Genomic DNA, 15,928 nt, shown 5'->3' on the forward strand with positions numbered 1-15,928 from the left:
CACGTACGCGGCGAGGCCGCCGACGGTCGCGCCGGCGAGCGGCGCGGTGGTGGCGGGCGCGGCCCGTCCGAGGCGGGCGGCGGCGTCGGCGGCGATCTGCGCGACGCGCAGCGAGTTGATGTGCAGATCGGCGAGGAGCAGATCGTCGGCACGGACGGACTCGGCCCCGAGCTCCAGGGCGTCCGCGACCAGGGCCCGTACGGCGTCCAGCGGGTCGTCGTCGGATGCCGCCTCGCCGCGCGGTGCGGCGCCGACAGCGGGTCCCGGGGCACCGTCCGCCGTGGGCCCGGGTGCGGGGGTGCCCGAGTACGGCGCCGACGGGTCCGTACCCGAGGGCGGAGCGTCGTCGGACCCGCCCCCGCGCACGGCCGCGGTGCCGGGAGCGCCCGGGTGCGGCGCCCGTCCGGCGGCGGCCGCGAACCCGGTGCCGTTCGCGACGTACGGCGCGGCGTCGGCGCCCGGGGCAGGGGTGCCGACCGGCGTCGGCCTCGGTGCGGCCGTGGTCGCGGGGGTACCCGGGTGCGTGGCCTCGTCGGCGGCCGAGGGGTGACGGCTCTCGGTCCCGTGGACCGGTGCGGGCGCGACGCCGGGGCGGGCGGTGCCGGGATCGGTGTCCGGGAGCGGGGCGAGTTCGCAGGGGTTGGTGAGGAAGCGGCGGGGGCGTGTCAGGTCGATGGGGCGGGAGAAGCGGTGGCGGGTCCAGGGGGACGGGTCGGCACCGCACGCCGCGTACAGGGCGGCCGTCGCGGTGGCGAGGGCCTCCGGTTCCCCGGTCGTGTCGAGCGACAGGACCGGCAGGTCCGTGCCGGGGGCGGCGAGCGTCGTGAGGGCGCGGCCGGGGCCGACCTCCAGCAGCAGGTCGGCGTGGCGGGCGAGTTCCCGCACGCCGGGGGCGAACGCCACGGGCTTGAGGACCTGTTCGGTCAGGAGGGCCGCCAGGTCGGTGCCGGGCGCGATGACCGTCCCGGTGACGGAGGACACCGCCGTACGGGTGAGCGGGGCCAGCGGGGCGTCCGCGAAGCAGCGTGCGAGCGCGGCCAGGGCGGGGCGCATCGCGGCCGAGTGGAAGGCGTGCGAGACGGGCAGCGGCAGCGCGGGCGTGCCCTGGCGGGCGGCCCGCTCCCGGATCAGGCCGAGTACGGGCAGGGGCCCGGCGACCGTCACATGGCGGGGTCCGTTGACGGCGGCCACGACCGCGTCGGTGCCGTGCAGCAGGGCTTCGGCGGCCTCGGGCGGCGCCGCGACGGCGAGCATGCCGCCGCCGCGTTCGGCGTGCCGGGCCATCAGGGCGCCGCGCGCGGCGGCGAGCCGGACGGCGTCGGCCGGGGTCAGGGCGCCGGCCCAGCACAGAGCGGTCAGCTCACCGAGGCTGTGGCCGAGCGCGGCGTCGGCCCGTACGCCGAGCTCGTCCAGGTAGCGCAGCCCGGCCAGGGAGGCGGCGACGACGGCGGGCTGGACGACGGCCGTGTCGGCCGGTTCGGAATCCCCAGGTGCGTCCGGGCCCTGCGGGGCCTCCCGGCCTTCCGGGGCCTTCGCCTCCGGTACGGCGGCGAACAGGTCGTCCGCCGGGACCAGGCGGCTCAGCGTCCCGGCGGCCGTGCGGGCGCCCGTGCCCTGGCCCGGGAACAGCAGGCCGAGGCGGGCCCGGGGGCCCGAGCCGGTGAACGTGCCGTGGCGTGCGTCGGCGGTGAACGCCCGGGCACCGGCGGCGTCGTCGCGGAGCCGGCCCGCCGCGTGCCGGAGGCGTTCGGCCAGCTGGGCCGGACCGCCGGCGACGACGGCGGTCCGCCAGGGGCGGGCAGGGTCGGCGCGGCGTACGAGTTCGGCCGCGGCGTCCACGAACTCGGCGCCGGACAGGGTCTCCGCGGTCGCGGCGAGCGTTTCGAGGCGGGCCGCGAGGCCGTGGGCGTCGTCGCCGCTGACGGGGAACACCTCCCAGCCCGGTGCGGGGGCGTACCTGCGGCGGTCGACGGCCGTGAGCGCCGACGGGCGGGCCGCCGGTCCCGCACCGACGACGACGTGGGCGTTGATGCCGCCGAAGCCGAGGGAGTTGACGGAGGCGTGGCGCTCACGGTCCGGCCATTCCTCCGGTGCGGTGAGGGTGCGCAGGGCGGCGTCGTCCGCGCCGAGCAGCGGGTGCGGGTCGGGGCAGCCGGTGGTGGGCGGGAGCACACCGTCCCGGACGGCGAGCACGGCCTTGATCAGCCCGGCGACTCCGGCGGCCGCTTTGGTGTGGCCGATGTTCGCCTTGATGCTGCCGAGCGCGGCCGGCCGTGTGCCGGCGGCGCCCGCCGCCCTCAACTCGGCGTCGAGCACGGCCAGTTCGACCTGGTCGCCGACGGCCGTTCCCGTACCGTGGCCCTCGATCAGGCCGGTGCGCTCCGGGCCGAATCCCGCCCGGGCGTAGGCGCGGCGCAGGGCGAGTGCCTGCCCGGTGCGCTCCGGGCGGGTGAGGCCGCCGTGGCCGTCGGACGACAGGCCCCAGCCCTCGATCCTGGCGTGGACGCGCAGCCCCATGCGCTCGGCGTCGCCCTCGCGGGCGAGGGCGACCATGCCGCAGCCCTCGCCGGGCAGGAACCCGGTCGGGTTGCGGTCGTACACGCGCATGGGGCCGCGCGCGAGTGCGCCGAGGCGTGAGAAGCCGACCAGTTCGAACGGGTCGAGGCTGAGGTCGACGCCGCCGGCGAGCGCGAAGTCCAGGTCGCCCTGGGCGAGCGCGGTGCACGCGGTGGCGACGGATATGAGCGAGGAGGCGCAGGCGCCGTCGACGGTGTATCCGGCGCCGTGGAAGTCGAAGTGGTTGCAGACGCGGCCGCTGATGGTGTTGGCGAGCCCGCCGGCGAGGGTCTCGTCTCCGGGGGCGGGAAAGGGCGCCTTGTAGGCGGCCTCCAGTTCCCGGAGGAGGTCCCGGCGTTCGGCGGGGTCCGTGCCGCGGTCGCGCAGGACCTGGTCCAGGGTGCGGCGTACGTACGGCCAGCGGAGCCGTACGAGTCCGGCGCGGGAGAACTCGCCGGTGAGCGAGTTGCCGATGACGACGCCCGCGCGGTCGCGGTCGAGGCCCTCGCCGTCGGGGAGTCCGGCGTCGCGCAGGGCGGCGGCCGCGACGTCCAGGGCGAGCCAGTGGGTGAGGTCGGTGGCGCGGTAGGCGGGTCCTGGCACGCGGTACGCGGAGCGGTCGAAGGTCCAGTTCTCCAGGACGGCGGCCTGCCGGGCGTGGATGCCGTCGGGGGCGTCGGGGCCGCCGGGCGTGTCCTGGTAGTCGGCGACGCGGAGCCGTTCGGGCGGGATGCGGCGGAAGGCGCGGCGCCCGGCGAGTACGGTCTGCCACAGCTGGTGGGGGTCGTCGGCGTCGGGGTACCGGCACGCCATGCCGACGACGGCGATCCGGCACGTCACGACGCCTCCCCGGGCGCGGCGGTACGAGCGGCGGGCGCGGCCGTCCGGTTCCTGACGCGGTCCAGGAGGGGCCGTGTCACGGGCAGGCTCACCAGGGCCACCCAGCGCAGGAGGCAGACGATGCCGAGCGCGAAGAAGAACCCGAAGCTGACGTGCATCACCATCAGGACGCCGTACGCGGCGGCGATGCCCAGGCCGAACGCGAACTGGCGGCGGGGCGCGAACGGGGTCGTACCGGGGTCGCTGATCATGTAGTTCGTGTAGAGGATGAACGCGACACCGGTCATCGGGAGGAGCGCGCCGACGAGCCAGACGTCGGTGACGGCGGACCGGATCAGGGCCTGGAGGACGAAGCCGGCGATCCAGCCGTACAGGAGGGGCATCTTCTTCGTCAGCTTGGCGTTGAGCATCGTCCCGGCGACGAGCACGATCAGCGGGATGATCCACCGGAGGGCGCCGGGCGGGTATTCGGTGAACTGGTACGGCGGTGCGATGCCCACCCAGGGGAACAGCAGCAGCGCGGCGACGATGCCGGTGTTGGACGGGTTGAGCACGTGCTGCGACTTGCCGCGGACCCGGGCGCGTACGACGTACTTGGAGCCGATGCCGACGGCGGCGGCGAACGCCACGGGCCAGAGGCGGTCGTTGGCGTAGAGCAGCATGGAGCAGGCGAGGCCGGTGATGTGGGCGGGCAGCATGAAGTCGAGGACTTCGCCGAAGCTGCCGAGGTAGCGGGGTCTGCGGCCGTGCGCGGCGGCGTCGGCGGTCTCCAGGGCGAGTTCGACGGCGTAGGCGACGCCTACGGCGACGAACGGCGTGATGAAGGCCTGTTCGAAGCCGAGCCAGGCGAGGCCGACGATGTTGAGGACCGTGATGGAGAGCGCGAAGCGGCGCAGGGCCTTGCTGCGGCGCTGTGCGGGGCTGAGCCCCGGCTCGGCCGTCGCGGGCGGGGCGGGCTCGGCGGCCGCCGTGGAGGCGGGGACGGTGGTGGTCACGGGTGGGCACCCCTCAGCTCTGCGGGCCGGTGGTCGCGGTCCGGGCGGGATCGGTGAGGACGACGGTGTGCCGGCCGGGCTGGAACGTCCGGGTGATCCGGTGCTGTCCGTCGGCGTCGCGCCAGCTGATCTCGGCGGTGACCGGCGCGGTGGCGCCGGCCGTGCCGAGGCCGAACTGCAGGTCGGTGGTGTTGACGCCGGTGTGGCCGTTGGCCGGCTGGAGCTGCTGGGCGGTCACCCTGCCGTCGGCGGTGCGGAGGGTGACGCGGGCGCCGATCGCGGGGGTCGTCGCCGTACCGTCGCCGGTGGCGGCGGGGACGCGCAGGCGCAGCGTCAGGTGCGGTGCGGCCGGGCTGAGGTTGCGGTGGTAGGAGGAGTCGCCCCACTGGTTGGCGACGACGATGTCGAGGCGTCCGTCGCCGTCCGCGTCGGTGAGGGCGAAGGACCGGCTCGGCACGGACTGGCGCAGTCCGGTCTCGCCGGCGAGGTCGGTGTAGCGGCCGTCGGCGTTCCGTACCCAGAAGCGGTTGTCGGCGGCGCCGGACAGGTCGTCGCCGGGCACGATGTCGGGCCAGGCGTGCGGCGAGTGCAGGGCGCTGTCGTTGGCCATGGCGAGTTCCTGGAGCTCCGGCCAGCGGTTGGTGTGGCCCTTGACGAAGCCGACGGCCTGGAGGATCTCGGGTGAGCCGTTGTTGTCGAAGTCTCCGGTCTTGACGTCCCAGGACCAGCCCGAGCGGGACAGGCCGAGATCCTCGCTGCGGTCGCGGTACGGGGCGGTGCCCTTGAGCAGGTCGGAGGAGGGGCCGTCCTTGGTGAAGACGAAGTTGCTCTCGTGCAGGGCGTACGGGAGCGTGATGTTGCTGACGAGGATGTCGGGTTCGCCGGTGCCGGTGAGGTCGGCGAAGGCGACGCCCATGCCCTTGAAGGAGTCCCGGCCGAGCACCTTCGACTTGGGTGTCATGACGTCGCGGCGGCCCTCGGCGAGGGTGAGGCGGACCCGGCCGGGCTCGGAGCGGTTGACGAGGAGGCGGTCGGCGCCGAAGTCGTTGGCGAAGTACAGCTCGGCGCGACCGTCGCCGGTGAGGTCCTGGGCGCCGAGGGCGAGTGCCCAGCCGTGCCGGGCGTCGGCCGGGAGGGCGTCGGGGACGTCCTCGAAGGCTGCGGTGGGCCGTGGCCCGGCGGTGCCGGAGGTCCAGCGCAGGACGTGGGCGGTGCCGGCGTTGCGGGCGTTGGACATGCCGTCCTGCATGGCCATGCGCGGGTCGTCCGCGGCCTTGGGGTCGAGGACTCTGGCGCCGTCGGGGAAGTAGTTGCCGACGAGGATGTCGGGGCGTCCGTCGCCGTCGATGTCGGTGTGGTTGACGGTGGTGGTGTTCCACACCTGCATGGGTGAGACGAGTTCGGTGGCGTGGAACGCCTCGGCGGTGGGCGTGGTGGCGCCGTCGCGGCGCAGGAAGAGGACCGGGGAGCGGCCCCAGTAGAAGACGAGGACGCCGGTACGGCCGTGCTGCGCGAAGTCGCCGGTGACACAGCCCATCGGGGCCATGGTGGACGGGTCCCAGGGCAGTCCGGTGCCGGCGGGCGTGAGCGTGAACGGCTCGTAGCCGCCGCCGGATCCGGGCAGGGGCCGTACGGTGACGGAGTCGTCGCGCGGGTCGACGAGGCAGACGTCGCCGTCGCGCCCTGTGCCGGCGATGTCGCCGACGGCGGCGCTGGCTCCGACGGCCGATATCCAGCCGGATATCCGCTCCAGTGCGGGCTGGACCCGGCGTACGTCCCGGGCGTCCGGTGGTTCTTCGTTGAGTGCGGTGCGGGAGAATTGGAACCTGCTCGCGAGTTCTGCTCGCTCCGCCGCCGGCGTTCCTGGCTGGCGGGCGGCGATTCCGAGGCAGGAGGCGACCACGACCGCCACGACGGGGGCGGCAAGGGCACGCCAGGGACGACGGAGCATGTTCCCTCCGGAATTCGACGCCGGTTTGTGGTGCGGATTTCGGAACGGAAAAACGCAAAGAGGAACGGGGAATGACGGATTCCGTGCAGGACGGAATCCGTGGTACGTGCCACGTGTGAAAGGCGGTTCAGCCGGCTGCGAGTGCCCGGCGGGCGATCAGTGCTCTCCAGAGCAGGTAGTCGTCGAGGCTGCCGTCGCCGAGGAGTTCGCCGTGCGCCGCGACGGTCCAGTCGGCGGCGGTGTCCACGTCCGCGCCGGTCAGCCGGGGTACGGCGCGCCGGGTGTGCTCGGGTACGTGGCCGGCGTGGCGGCGGGCCTCGGCGGCGAACGCGGCGCCCTGGGCGAGGTCCGGGCCGTACGGTCCGGCGTGGGCGCGCAGCCGGTCGAGCTCCTCGTCGTCGGCGCCGCCCGCGTAGCAGGCGGCCAGGCCGACGCCGCTCCACAGGTGGCCGCGCCGGTCCTCGGGGAACGCGCCGACGGTGCGGGCGATGCGGTCGGGGTCGGCGGCCTCCAGGAACCACAGGCTGCGGCCGAGGCCCTGGTGGCGGACGGCGGCGGCGCGGCCGGGCGTGGCACCGCGCGCGTAGCGGGCGACGGCGGCGCGGCCTCCGAAGAAGCCGTGCGAGAAGCCGTGTCCGTCGAGGGTGAGCCACTGGTGCAGCGGGTCGAGGCCGAGGAGGCCCCGGGCCCCGGGGTGGCGCAGCCGGGCCAGGGCCCAGCCGACGCCGACATGGACGAGGTGCGGGTAGGCGCGGCCGGGGCCTTCCAGCAGCGCCGTGGTGCGGCGGCCGCGGCCGAGCAGGGCGGTGTCGAGCAGGGCGTACGCCATGCCGGCGCCCTCGTACGCGAAGCCGCGTTCGGTGGCGTGGACGCGGCCCAGCTCTTCGTGGGTGGTCGAAGGGGCGGAGCGGACGGCGGTGTTGAAGCCGTCCAGGAAGGCACGTGCGTGGCGCTCCAGGGTCTCGCGGCTCGCGGGCCGCGCGCAGTGGAATCCGCGAGCGGCGAAGTCGGCGAGCCCGGCTCCGAGTTGCAGGCGGTGGCCCCAGCGGAACGCGGCGGGGGGCCGACGGGTGGTGGCGGAGCGTGAACTCGGCGGCGCTGACGGCCGTACGGACATGGGGCGCCCTCCGATTTCCGGGGCGGTACGCCGTCGGTAAAGCGCGGCGTGTGCCCACCCGGTGGTTTTGGGTGATGTCCCGCATGTGCAATTCACCATTGTGCTGTACCGAATGCCGGTGCGGGCTGCCGGTCCTTACGTGTCCGGTAGTTGCCTTTGCCGACGTCAAGCACAATGCGCATATTGCTATCAGTTACCGAAGTGAGTGTCAACGGCGGAAGGCCCCGTCCCGGCGGAGGGCCGGGGCGGGGCGCAGAAGTCAGGCCACTTGTTCCGTGGGGCGCAGAAGGATCTCGTTGAGCGCGATGTGCCGGGGCCGGGTGACGGTGTAGGTGAGGGCGTCGGCGACATCGGCCGGGGCCAGGGGCGGTCCGGGGTCGAAGCCGCCGGCGAGGGCGGCGAGCACTTCGGGCCGCGACTGGAGGGGCAGTTCGGTCGCGACGAAGCCGGGTGCGATGACCGAGATCCGTACGTAGCGCCGGGTCACCTCCTGGCGGAGCGACTCGCTGAAGGCGTTCACTCCGGCCTTGGCGGCGTTGTACATGGCGGTATCGGGCGTCGCGATCCGGCCGCCGACGGAGCTGACGTTGACGACGTCGGCCACGTGCCGGGGTGCGCTGCGGGCGGCGTCCAGCAGGTGCGGGAGGGCGGCGCGGGTGACGAGGGCGACGCCCATGAGGTCGAGCTGGATCATGCGCCGCCACTCGTCGGTGGGGGCGTCCTCGACCGGGCCGAGCAGCAGGACGCCGGCGTTGTTGACCACGATGTCGAGCCGGCCCGCGGCTCTGACGGCGGCCTGAACGGCGGTGTGGGCGCCGGGTTCGTCGCCGAGGTCGGCCTGGACGGCGTGGGCCTGTCCGCCGTTGCCGGTGATCTTCTCCGCGACCTGCTGGAGGCGGTCGGCGCGGCGGGCGACGAGGGTGACATGGGCTCCGCGCTCGGCGAGTGCGAGGGCGACGGCCTCGCCGATGCCGCTGGAGGCGCCGGTCACCAGGGCGGCGGTGCCGGCCAGTTCACGCCCGTGGGCGGCGGGCGTGGCCGGCGCGGCGGGGGCGTCAGGCGTGGCGGACGTGCCGGGTGTCGCGGGCGTGCCAGGCGTGGCGGGCGTGGCGGGTTCGGTCATCGTGGCGGAATCCCTTCTCCGATGCGGTGGGGCGGACGGCGCCGGCGCAGGGCGCGCGGTCCACCGCCTCGGAGGGGCTCCGACAGAAGTGACGGTCGGTCAGGCGCTTCCGGCCCTGGCCGGCACCGTGGGCGGGGCCGGGCGCCTGGGGGCGTCGAGCAGTCCCATGAACTCCATGCAGCGCTGGACGGCGTCGTGGTGGCCGTCGATCCTCAACCGCCCGGAGAGCAGTGCCTCGAACGGCGTGCGCATCTCGGCTCCGATACGCACGAACGTCTCGGCGTCCGTCGTGACCACCAGCGCGGGCACGGCCGCGGCGGGTCCCCGCCGGGTGGCGGCGGCGCCGTCGCGTACCTCGATGTGGAAGACCTCGTCGGCGACGCGGAACTCGTAGTACTCGTCGACGCCGGGCACGGGCCGGCCGTGGATCATCGCCTGCACGGCCAGGAAGCCCCAGGCGGCGCGGGCGCTGCCGGACGTCGCGTCCTCCTCGGTGAGGAAGGGCATGCCCCAGCGGGCGAGTGACAGCAGTGGTTCCCTGAGTTGCTCCCCTCGGGGCGTGAGTCGGTACTGCCGGCCGCGCCCGTCGCCGGGGACCGGGGCCGCCTCGACCACGCCGTGGTCGGTGAGTGCGCGCAAGCGGTCCGAGAGCAGGTTCGGGCCGAGGCCGGGCAGGTTGGCCAGCAGCTCGTTGAACCGCGCCGGGCCGATGAGCAGTTCCCGTACGACCAGCAGCGCCCAGCGCTCACCGATCACGTTCAGCCCGGCGGCGAGTCCGCAGAACTGGCCGTAGTTCCGCTTACTCGTCATGACGCGTCCCCAGTATTCTCACCGATCACTACCACTCATAGTAGCAATATCGGCCAACGTGCTCCAAGGTCCCGGGGGCGTCAGCAACCTGAGAGAAGGCCCCTTTCCGGCAGGCCACCTAGAGTCGAGCCGCCTCACGGTCCCCGACCCCCTTTGGGAGGCGCTGCGATGGAGGCTCAGACGGGTGGGCTGGACATGGCCGCGACGCAGGCGTTCGCCGGCCGGTTCCTCGCCGACATGGGCGGCGGCATGGTCAGCATCATGTGCGCGCTCGGCGACGAGCTCGGCCTGTTCCGCGCGCTGGCCGGGCAGGGCCCCGCCGGCAGCGCGGACCTGGCGTCCCGCACCGGGCTCGACGAGCGGTACGTACGGGAGTGGCTGCTGTGCCTGTCGAGCGCGGGCTACGTGACGGTCGACCCGGCCGACCCGGCCGACCCGGGTGCCGCCGACCGGTTTTCGCTGCCCGCCGAGCACGCCGCCGTGCTGGCGTTCGAGGAGTCGCCGTTCTTCATGGGCGGCGCCGCACGGCTCGTACCGGCCCTGGCGACGATGACCGACGCGCTGGCCGAGGCGTTCCGCGGCGGTCACGGCGTACCGCAGGAGCGGTATCCCGCCGCGCTCTACAGGACGATGTGGCAGATGAGCTCCAGCTGGCTGAACACGCTGCTGCTCCCGCAGTGGGTCCCCGCGATCGACGGCCTGGCGAAGCGGCTGGAGTCGGGGGCGCCCGTCGCGCACGTCGGGAGCGGCGGCGGCCGCGCCCTGGTGCTGCTCGCGCAGGCGTTCCCCGGCTGCCGCTGCACGGGCTACGACCGGCTGCGCCTCAACGTGGAACGCGCACGGCGGGAGGCGGCGGAAGCCGGGGTGGCGGACCGCGTCGAGATCGTCGAGGGCGACGCGGAGCGGCTGCTGCCCGCGACCGGGGACCACGCGCTGGTGATGTGCTTCGACGTGCTGCACGACGCGCCCGACCCGGCGGCGGCGCTGCGCGCGGTGCGCGGCGCGCTGGCGCCCGACGGGGTGTTCCTGCTGCTGGAGAGCAACGGCGCCGACCGTCCCGCCGACAACAGCGGGCCGGCCGCCGCGATGCTGTACGGGGCGAGCGTGCTGTACAGCGTGCCCGCGTCACGCGCGGCCGGCGGCGCGGCGCTCGGCCTGATGGGCCTGCCGCCGGAAAGGGTGCGGGCGCTGTGCGCCGAGGCCGGGCTGCGGTCCGTGAAGCAGTTGCCGAGCCCCACGCCCCTCAACGCCCTGTACGAGATCCGTCCCTGACACACCGACACAGCGACACAGCGACACACCGACACACCGACACACCGCGAGCTGAGGAGATGGGGAAGTAGTGGCGGAACATCGATCCGTACGGTTCTCCGCGCCGCGCCCCTCGTGGCGCCCGGCCGGTGACGGCACGCCCCTGGCCGGTCTGGAGTGCGGCACCGTCACCGTTCCGGTGGACCACGCCCGGCCCGACGGGCCCACGCTGGACCTGGCACTCGCCCGGCACCCCGCCCGCTCCCCCGGCCGGCGGCGCGGCGTCCTGCTGGTCGGCCCCGACGACCCGGGCAACCCGGGCACGCTGCTGGTGCCGCGGCTGGTGGGGGACCTGCCGGCGGAGGTGCTGGACGCGTACGACGTCGTCGGCTTCGACCACCGGTTCAGCGGCGGCAGCGCGCCCCTGTCCTGCGGCCTGACGCCCGACCAGTGGCTGTGGATCTTCCACCGGCCGCGGGACGTGGAGTCCGAGGCGCGGTTCCAGCGGGCCGTCGTGGAGCGCTGCTTCGACGCGGCCGGTGACGTCCTGCCGTATCTCACGTCCCGGAACATCGCGCGGGACATGGACGTGATCCGGCGCGCCCTGGGCGAGGACCGCCTCTCGTACCTGGGGCATTCCTACGGCTCCTATCTGGGCGCGGTGTGGACGCAGATGTTCGGCGAGCACGCCGACCGGGTCGTACTCGACAGCGTCATCGACCCGCTGTCGGTGTGGCGGCGGATGTTCCTCGACTACGCCGTGAGCTGCGAGGCCGCCCTGGAGCGCTGGGCGCACTGGGCGGCGGGGCGGAACGGCGAGCTGGACCTGGGCCGTGACGCGCCGACTGTACGGGCGGCGCTGGACGCGCTGGCCGGGCGGGCCGACCGGGAGCCGGTGCCGGTGGCGGGGATGCCGGTGGACGGGACGATGCTGCGGCTGTTCACGATGGTGCTGCTGAGCAGCGACCGTGCCTGGGGCTTCCTCGGCGACATCGTGCGGGCCGCCGTCCACGGGGCCGAGGCGGCGCCGTCGACGCTGGGGGCGCTGGGCGCGATGTTCGGGCGCGGCAAGGAGGAGAGCGGCGCGGTGGCGCAGCTCGGCGTGCTGTGCGGGGACGCGGCGTGGCCGCGCGACCTGGAGGTGTACCGGCGGGACCTGGCCGGGCACGGTGCGCGGTATCCGTTCATCGGGCCCGCGATGGCCGGTCCCAAGGCGGGGGCGTTCTGGCCGGTTCCGCCGGCGGAGCCGGTGACCGTGCTCGGTGCGGACAACCGGGCGGAGAGCATCCTGCTGGTCCAGTCCGAGCGGGACATGTTCACGCCGGCGCGGGGTGCGCGGCGGATGCGTGAGCTGCTGGCGCACAACACGCGCCTGGTCACGCTGGCGGGCGCGGAGCAGCACCGGGTGTTCCCGTTCCACGGCGACCCGGGCGTGAACGGGGCGGCCGCCGCGTATCTGCTGACCGGAAAGCTGCCGGACGCGGACGTCACGCTGCGCGCGGCGGCGGCCGAACCGGCCACGGGTCCGGGTCGGGGCCCGGAAGGGAGCGCTTCGTGAACGAGCTTCTGACGGACGCCGTCAGCGCCTTCCAGGCGCAGTCGCCGGTCTGGCGCCCCGCGGACGACGAGGAGGCGCTGCGCGGTCTGGAGGCCGCCGAGCTGACCGTCCCGCTCGACTACCGCGCGCCCGCGGGCCGCACGCTCACGCTGGGCCTGGTCCGTCACCGGGCGACCGCCCCGGAGCGGCGGCGCGGTGTGCTGCTGGTCGGCCCCGGGGACGACCTGGGCAACCGGGGCACGCTGCTGGGCGCGCAGCTCGTGGGACAGTTGCCGAAGGAGGTGCTGGCGCAGTACGACGTGGTGGCGTTCGACCACCGGTTCATGGGCCGCAGCAGCCCGATCGTGTGCGGCCTGGAACCGGAGGAGCGGTTCTGGGTCTTCCACCAGCCGCGCGACTTCGACCACGAGGTGCGGTTCCAGGCGAACGTGGCGGCGAAGGTCGCCGAGCACGCCCTCGACCTGCTCCCGCACGCCAACTCGCGGAACATCGCCCGGGACATGGAGGTGATCCGGGGCGCCCTGGGCGAGGACCGGATCTCGTACCTCGGCTATTCGTACGGTACGTATCTGGGCGCCGTGTGGACGCAGATGTTCGGGGTGCACGCCGACCGGGTGGTGCTGGACAGCGTCTGCAGCCCGGACTGGGTGTGGCGGGGCCTGTTCACGGATTTCCCGCCCAACGGCGAGCGTGCGCTGACGCGGTGGGCCCGCTGGGCGGCCGCGCGCGACGCCGAACTGGGGCTCGGCACCACGGACCGGGCGGTGCGCGCCGCGTACGACGGGGTGCTGGCCCGGGTCGACGCGGACCGCGAGGTGACGGTCGCGGGGTTCCCGCTGGACCGTACGCTGGCCCGGCTGATCGTGGTGGGCATGCTCAACAGCGACCGCAACTACCCGTTCCTGGGCGACATCGTGCGCTCGGCGGTGCACGGCGGGCGGTTGGAACCGGCCACGATGGGCTTCCTCGGCCAGATGTTCGGGCAGCCGAAGGAGGAGAGCGGCACGGTCGCGCAGCTCGCCATCCTGGCCGGCGACTGGGCGTGGCCCCGCAACGTCGACCTGTACGAGCGGGACATGGAGCGTGCGGCCCGCGCGCATCCGTTCACGGGCGCGGCGATGGCGGGCATCAAGGCGACCGCGTTCTGGCCGGTTCCGCCCAGCGAGCCGGTGACCCGGCTGGGCCCGGACAACCCGGCCGACAGCGTCCTGCTCGTGCAGGGCGCCGACGACATGTCGACGCCGCTGGCCGCCGCCCGCCGCATGCGGGAGGTCCTGGGCGACACGGCCCGGCTGCTCACCGTGGTGGACACGGCGCACCACCGGGTGTTCCCGTTCTACGGCAACCCGGCCGCGGACGAGCTGGTCACCGCGTACCTCATCGACGGCGAGCTGCCCGCGACCGACGTCACCTGCCCGAATCCCGATCCGATGGTTCCGACGGTTCCGACGGTCTAGCCAGGGGGTACGTGTCATGGCCGATCCGCTGTCCGGGGCCCCGTCGCCCCACCACGACCTGTACGCGAACGAGGCCCGGATCGACCCGTATCCCGTGTACGCGCGGATGCGGGCGAAGGCCCCGGTCCATCTGATCCGCGACCCGAACGGCATCGAGCACTGGCTGATCACACGGTACGAGGACGCCCGGGCGGCGCTCGCCGACGGCAGGCTGTCGCGCGACCCGAAGCACGCGTGGGAGGCGCTGCGCCGGTCGGGTCTGTACGCGGAGGGCGACGAGGGCTCCGAGCCGCACATGCTCAACAGCGACCCGCCCGACCACACGCGGCTGCGGAGGCTGGTCGCGAAGGCGTTCACGCCGCGCCGCGTCGAGTCGATGGGGCCGCGGGTGCAGCAGATCACGGACGGGCTGATCGACGCGTTCGCGGGGCGCGGAACGGCCGATCTGATCACGGAGCTGGCGTTTCCGCTGCCGATCACGGTGATCTGCGAGCTGCTCGGCGTGCCGGTCGCGGACCGTGCGCGCTTCCGGGTGTGGAGCACGGCCGCGCTGACTCCGACATACGAGGACGACGCACCGATGCCGCCGCACGAGGCGAACCGGCTGCTGCGCGGCTACTTCACGGACCTGGTGGCGGAGAAGCGCCGGGCGTCCCGTTCGGCGACCGGTGACGAGGACGCGCAGCCGGACCTGCTGAGCGCGCTGATCGTGGCGCAGACGGAGGACGGCAGGCTGACCGAGCAGGAGCTGATCTCGACGGCGGGCCTGCTGCTGGTGGCCGGCCACGAAACGACGGTCAACCTGATCGGCAACGGCATGCTGGCGCTGCTCCGCAACCCGGACCAGCTGGCGCTGCTGCGCGCGCGTCCTGAGCTGCTGCCGCAGGCCGTCGAGGAGTTCCTGCGCTACGACGGTCCGGTGGAGCGGGCCATGCTGCGGGTCGCGACGGAGGACGTGGAGATCGGCGGGACGGTGATCCCGAAGGGGGCCATCGTGACGGTGGGCGTGGCGTCGGCGCACCGGGACCCGGAGCGCTATCCGGACCCGGACCGGCTGGACATCACGCGCGGCGACCGCTCGCACCTCGGGTTCGGGCACGGCATCCACTTCTGCATCGGCGCCCCGGTGTCGCGCATGGAGGGCCGGATCGCGGTGGGCACGCTGCTGCGGAGGCTGCCGGACATCGCCCCGGACGCCGGGGCGGGGGCGCTGCGCTGGCGTCCCACGGGCGTGCTGCGTGGCCTGGAGGAGCTGCCGGTGCGGTTCTCGCCGGAGAGTTAGGAACCGGCGTCGGCGTCTTCGTACGAAGGGAGGGGCCCCGGCCACAACGGCCGGGGCCCCGCCCTTCGTACGCCGGCGGTCAGCCGAGGAAGTCGCGGGCGGGGTGGGCGCGCGGGTAGCGGCGGACGTACTGGAGGTAGCGGGCGAGGGCGCGGTCGCTGCGGGTGAGCAGCCCCGGCCGGAAGCGCATCGTGAGCAGGACGGGCGCGTCGTCGGCCAGCATGCCCATCATGACCCGCGTGGCCCGGTCGAGGAACGCGCCGGTCGCCGCCTGGTCCTCGCCGGGCGCCGGGCGGGCGCCGAGCACGAAGAAGGGGCGGGAGGCGCCGGGGCGGACGGCGCGGAGTGCGCTGATCCAGCAGAACCAGCGGCCGTCGAGGGTGCCGGTCTGCCAGAAGATGTTGGTGCCGTGGATGTCCACGCGCAGATCGAGCCGGGTGGCGTCGGGCAGGCGGAGGCGGAGCGGGTAGCCCATGGAGTACGGGGTGCTGGTCACCGCGTCGTTGGGGTCGTCCTCCAGGGTGAACTCGTGCTGGAGCGAGAAGTGCTGGAGGTCCATGGTCTGTGCGGCCACCAGCCAGGGTTCGACGGGCGCCTCGTCCATGACGGTGTGGCGGACGACGAGCTCGTCCTCGGGGTGGGGCAGGTCGGGCAGGTCGAAGAGCGGCTCCTCGCCGTTGAACGCCCACACGATCCCGTACCGCTCCACCGTCGGGAACCGGAACAACCGCGCACGCGACGGCACCGGATCACCGATCCCCGTCGCCGCACACCGCCCGTCCCCGCCATACCGCCACCCATGGAAACGGCACCGCAACTGCTCCCCCACGACCTCCCCCACCGACAAGTCCGCCCCCAGATGCACGCAGTACGCACTCACCACCCGCGCCGGCCCACCACCCTCACCACGAAACGCCACCACACGACCACCCAGAAAACCCGCACCCACCACCGACCCCGGCTTCAGATCCGCCGACAGACACACCGG

11 protein-coding genes and 1 pseudogene are annotated in these 15,928 nt (G+C 74.2%); 4 read left to right on the forward strand and 8 right to left on the reverse strand.

Features of this window, described 5'->3' with window-relative positions; translation table 11 throughout:
* The 6 genes from HTZ82_RS20690 to HTZ82_RS20715 form a co-directional block, all read right to left on the reverse strand.
* On the reverse strand, window positions 1-3,396 hold a 3,396-nt coding region (locus HTZ82_RS20690; protein ID WP_175410931.1), incomplete at its 3' end, for a beta-ketoacyl synthase N-terminal-like domain-containing protein.
* Window positions 3,393-4,391, reverse strand: coding sequence for an enediyne biosynthesis protein UnbU (locus HTZ82_RS20695; RefSeq protein ID WP_175410932.1), 999 nt, complete (start codon window positions 4,389-4,391; stop codon window positions 3,393-3,395). The genes HTZ82_RS20690 and HTZ82_RS20695, both read right to left, overlap by 4 nt.
* Window positions 4,392-4,404: 13 nt before the next feature.
* Window positions 4,405-6,342, reverse strand: coding sequence for a CRTAC1 family protein (locus HTZ82_RS20700; protein WP_175410933.1), 1,938 nt, complete (start codon window positions 6,340-6,342; stop codon window positions 4,405-4,407).
* 127 nt (window positions 6,343-6,469) lie between these two features.
* Window positions 6,470-7,459 (reverse strand): DUF1702 family protein, encoded by a 990-nt coding sequence (locus tag HTZ82_RS20705; RefSeq protein WP_175410934.1) that lies wholly within the window; start codon window positions 7,457-7,459, stop codon window positions 6,470-6,472.
* Window positions 7,460-7,718: 259 nt separating this feature from the next.
* Window positions 7,719-8,582 (reverse strand): SDR family NAD(P)-dependent oxidoreductase, encoded by an 864-nt coding sequence (locus tag HTZ82_RS20710; protein ID WP_175410935.1) that lies wholly within the window; start codon window positions 8,580-8,582, stop codon window positions 7,719-7,721.
* A 99-nt stretch (window positions 8,583-8,681) separates the two neighbouring features.
* Window positions 8,682-9,392: a helix-turn-helix domain-containing protein gene (locus tag HTZ82_RS20715; RefSeq protein WP_175410936.1), complete on the reverse strand. Its 711-nt coding sequence runs from the start codon at window positions 9,390-9,392 to the stop codon at window positions 8,682-8,684.
* A 168-nt stretch (window positions 9,393-9,560) separates the two neighbouring features.
* On the opposite strand from HTZ82_RS20715, the gene HTZ82_RS20720 reads away from it, so the two are divergent.
* The 4 genes from HTZ82_RS20720 to HTZ82_RS20735 all read left to right on the forward strand — a co-directional run bounded on the left by HTZ82_RS20720 (window position 9,561) and on the right by HTZ82_RS20735 (window position 14,940).
* Complete coding sequence (locus HTZ82_RS20720) at window positions 9,561-10,664, forward strand: bifunctional 2-polyprenyl-6-hydroxyphenol methylase/3-demethylubiquinol 3-O-methyltransferase UbiG (RefSeq protein WP_175410937.1); 1,104 nt, start codon at window positions 9,561-9,563, stop codon at window positions 10,662-10,664.
* A 70-nt stretch (window positions 10,665-10,734) separates the two neighbouring features.
* Entirely contained in the window at window positions 10,735-12,201 is a 1,467-nt protein-coding gene (locus tag HTZ82_RS20725; protein WP_175410938.1) for an alpha/beta fold hydrolase, read from the forward strand.
* A complete protein-coding gene (locus HTZ82_RS20730) occupies window positions 12,198-13,658 on the forward strand; it encodes an alpha/beta fold hydrolase (protein WP_175410939.1) in 1,461 nt (486 codons plus the stop codon). The genes HTZ82_RS20725 and HTZ82_RS20730 overlap by 4 nt, the downstream gene beginning before the upstream one ends.
* A 16-nt stretch (window positions 13,659-13,674) precedes the next feature.
* Entirely contained in the window at window positions 13,675-14,940 is a 1,266-nt protein-coding gene (locus tag HTZ82_RS20735) for a cytochrome P450 (protein WP_175410940.1), read from the forward strand.
* A 79-nt stretch (window positions 14,941-15,019) separates the two neighbouring features.
* On the opposite strand, the gene HTZ82_RS20740 is transcribed toward HTZ82_RS20735, so the two are convergent.
* A complete protein-coding gene (locus HTZ82_RS20740) occupies window positions 15,020-15,685 on the reverse strand; it encodes a hypothetical protein (protein WP_254712004.1) in 666 nt (221 codons plus the stop codon).
* Between the two features lie 27 nt (window positions 15,686-15,712).
* Window positions 15,713-15,925: pseudogene (locus tag HTZ82_RS33110) on the reverse strand (Rieske 2Fe-2S domain-containing protein); the annotation flags it as partial.
* Window positions 15,926-15,928 lie beyond the last annotated feature (3 nt).

It is taken from the genome of Streptomyces sp. TRM64462, from assembly GCF_013362995.1.
Taxonomy (GTDB): domain Bacteria; phylum Actinomycetota; class Actinomycetes; order Streptomycetales; family Streptomycetaceae; genus Streptomyces.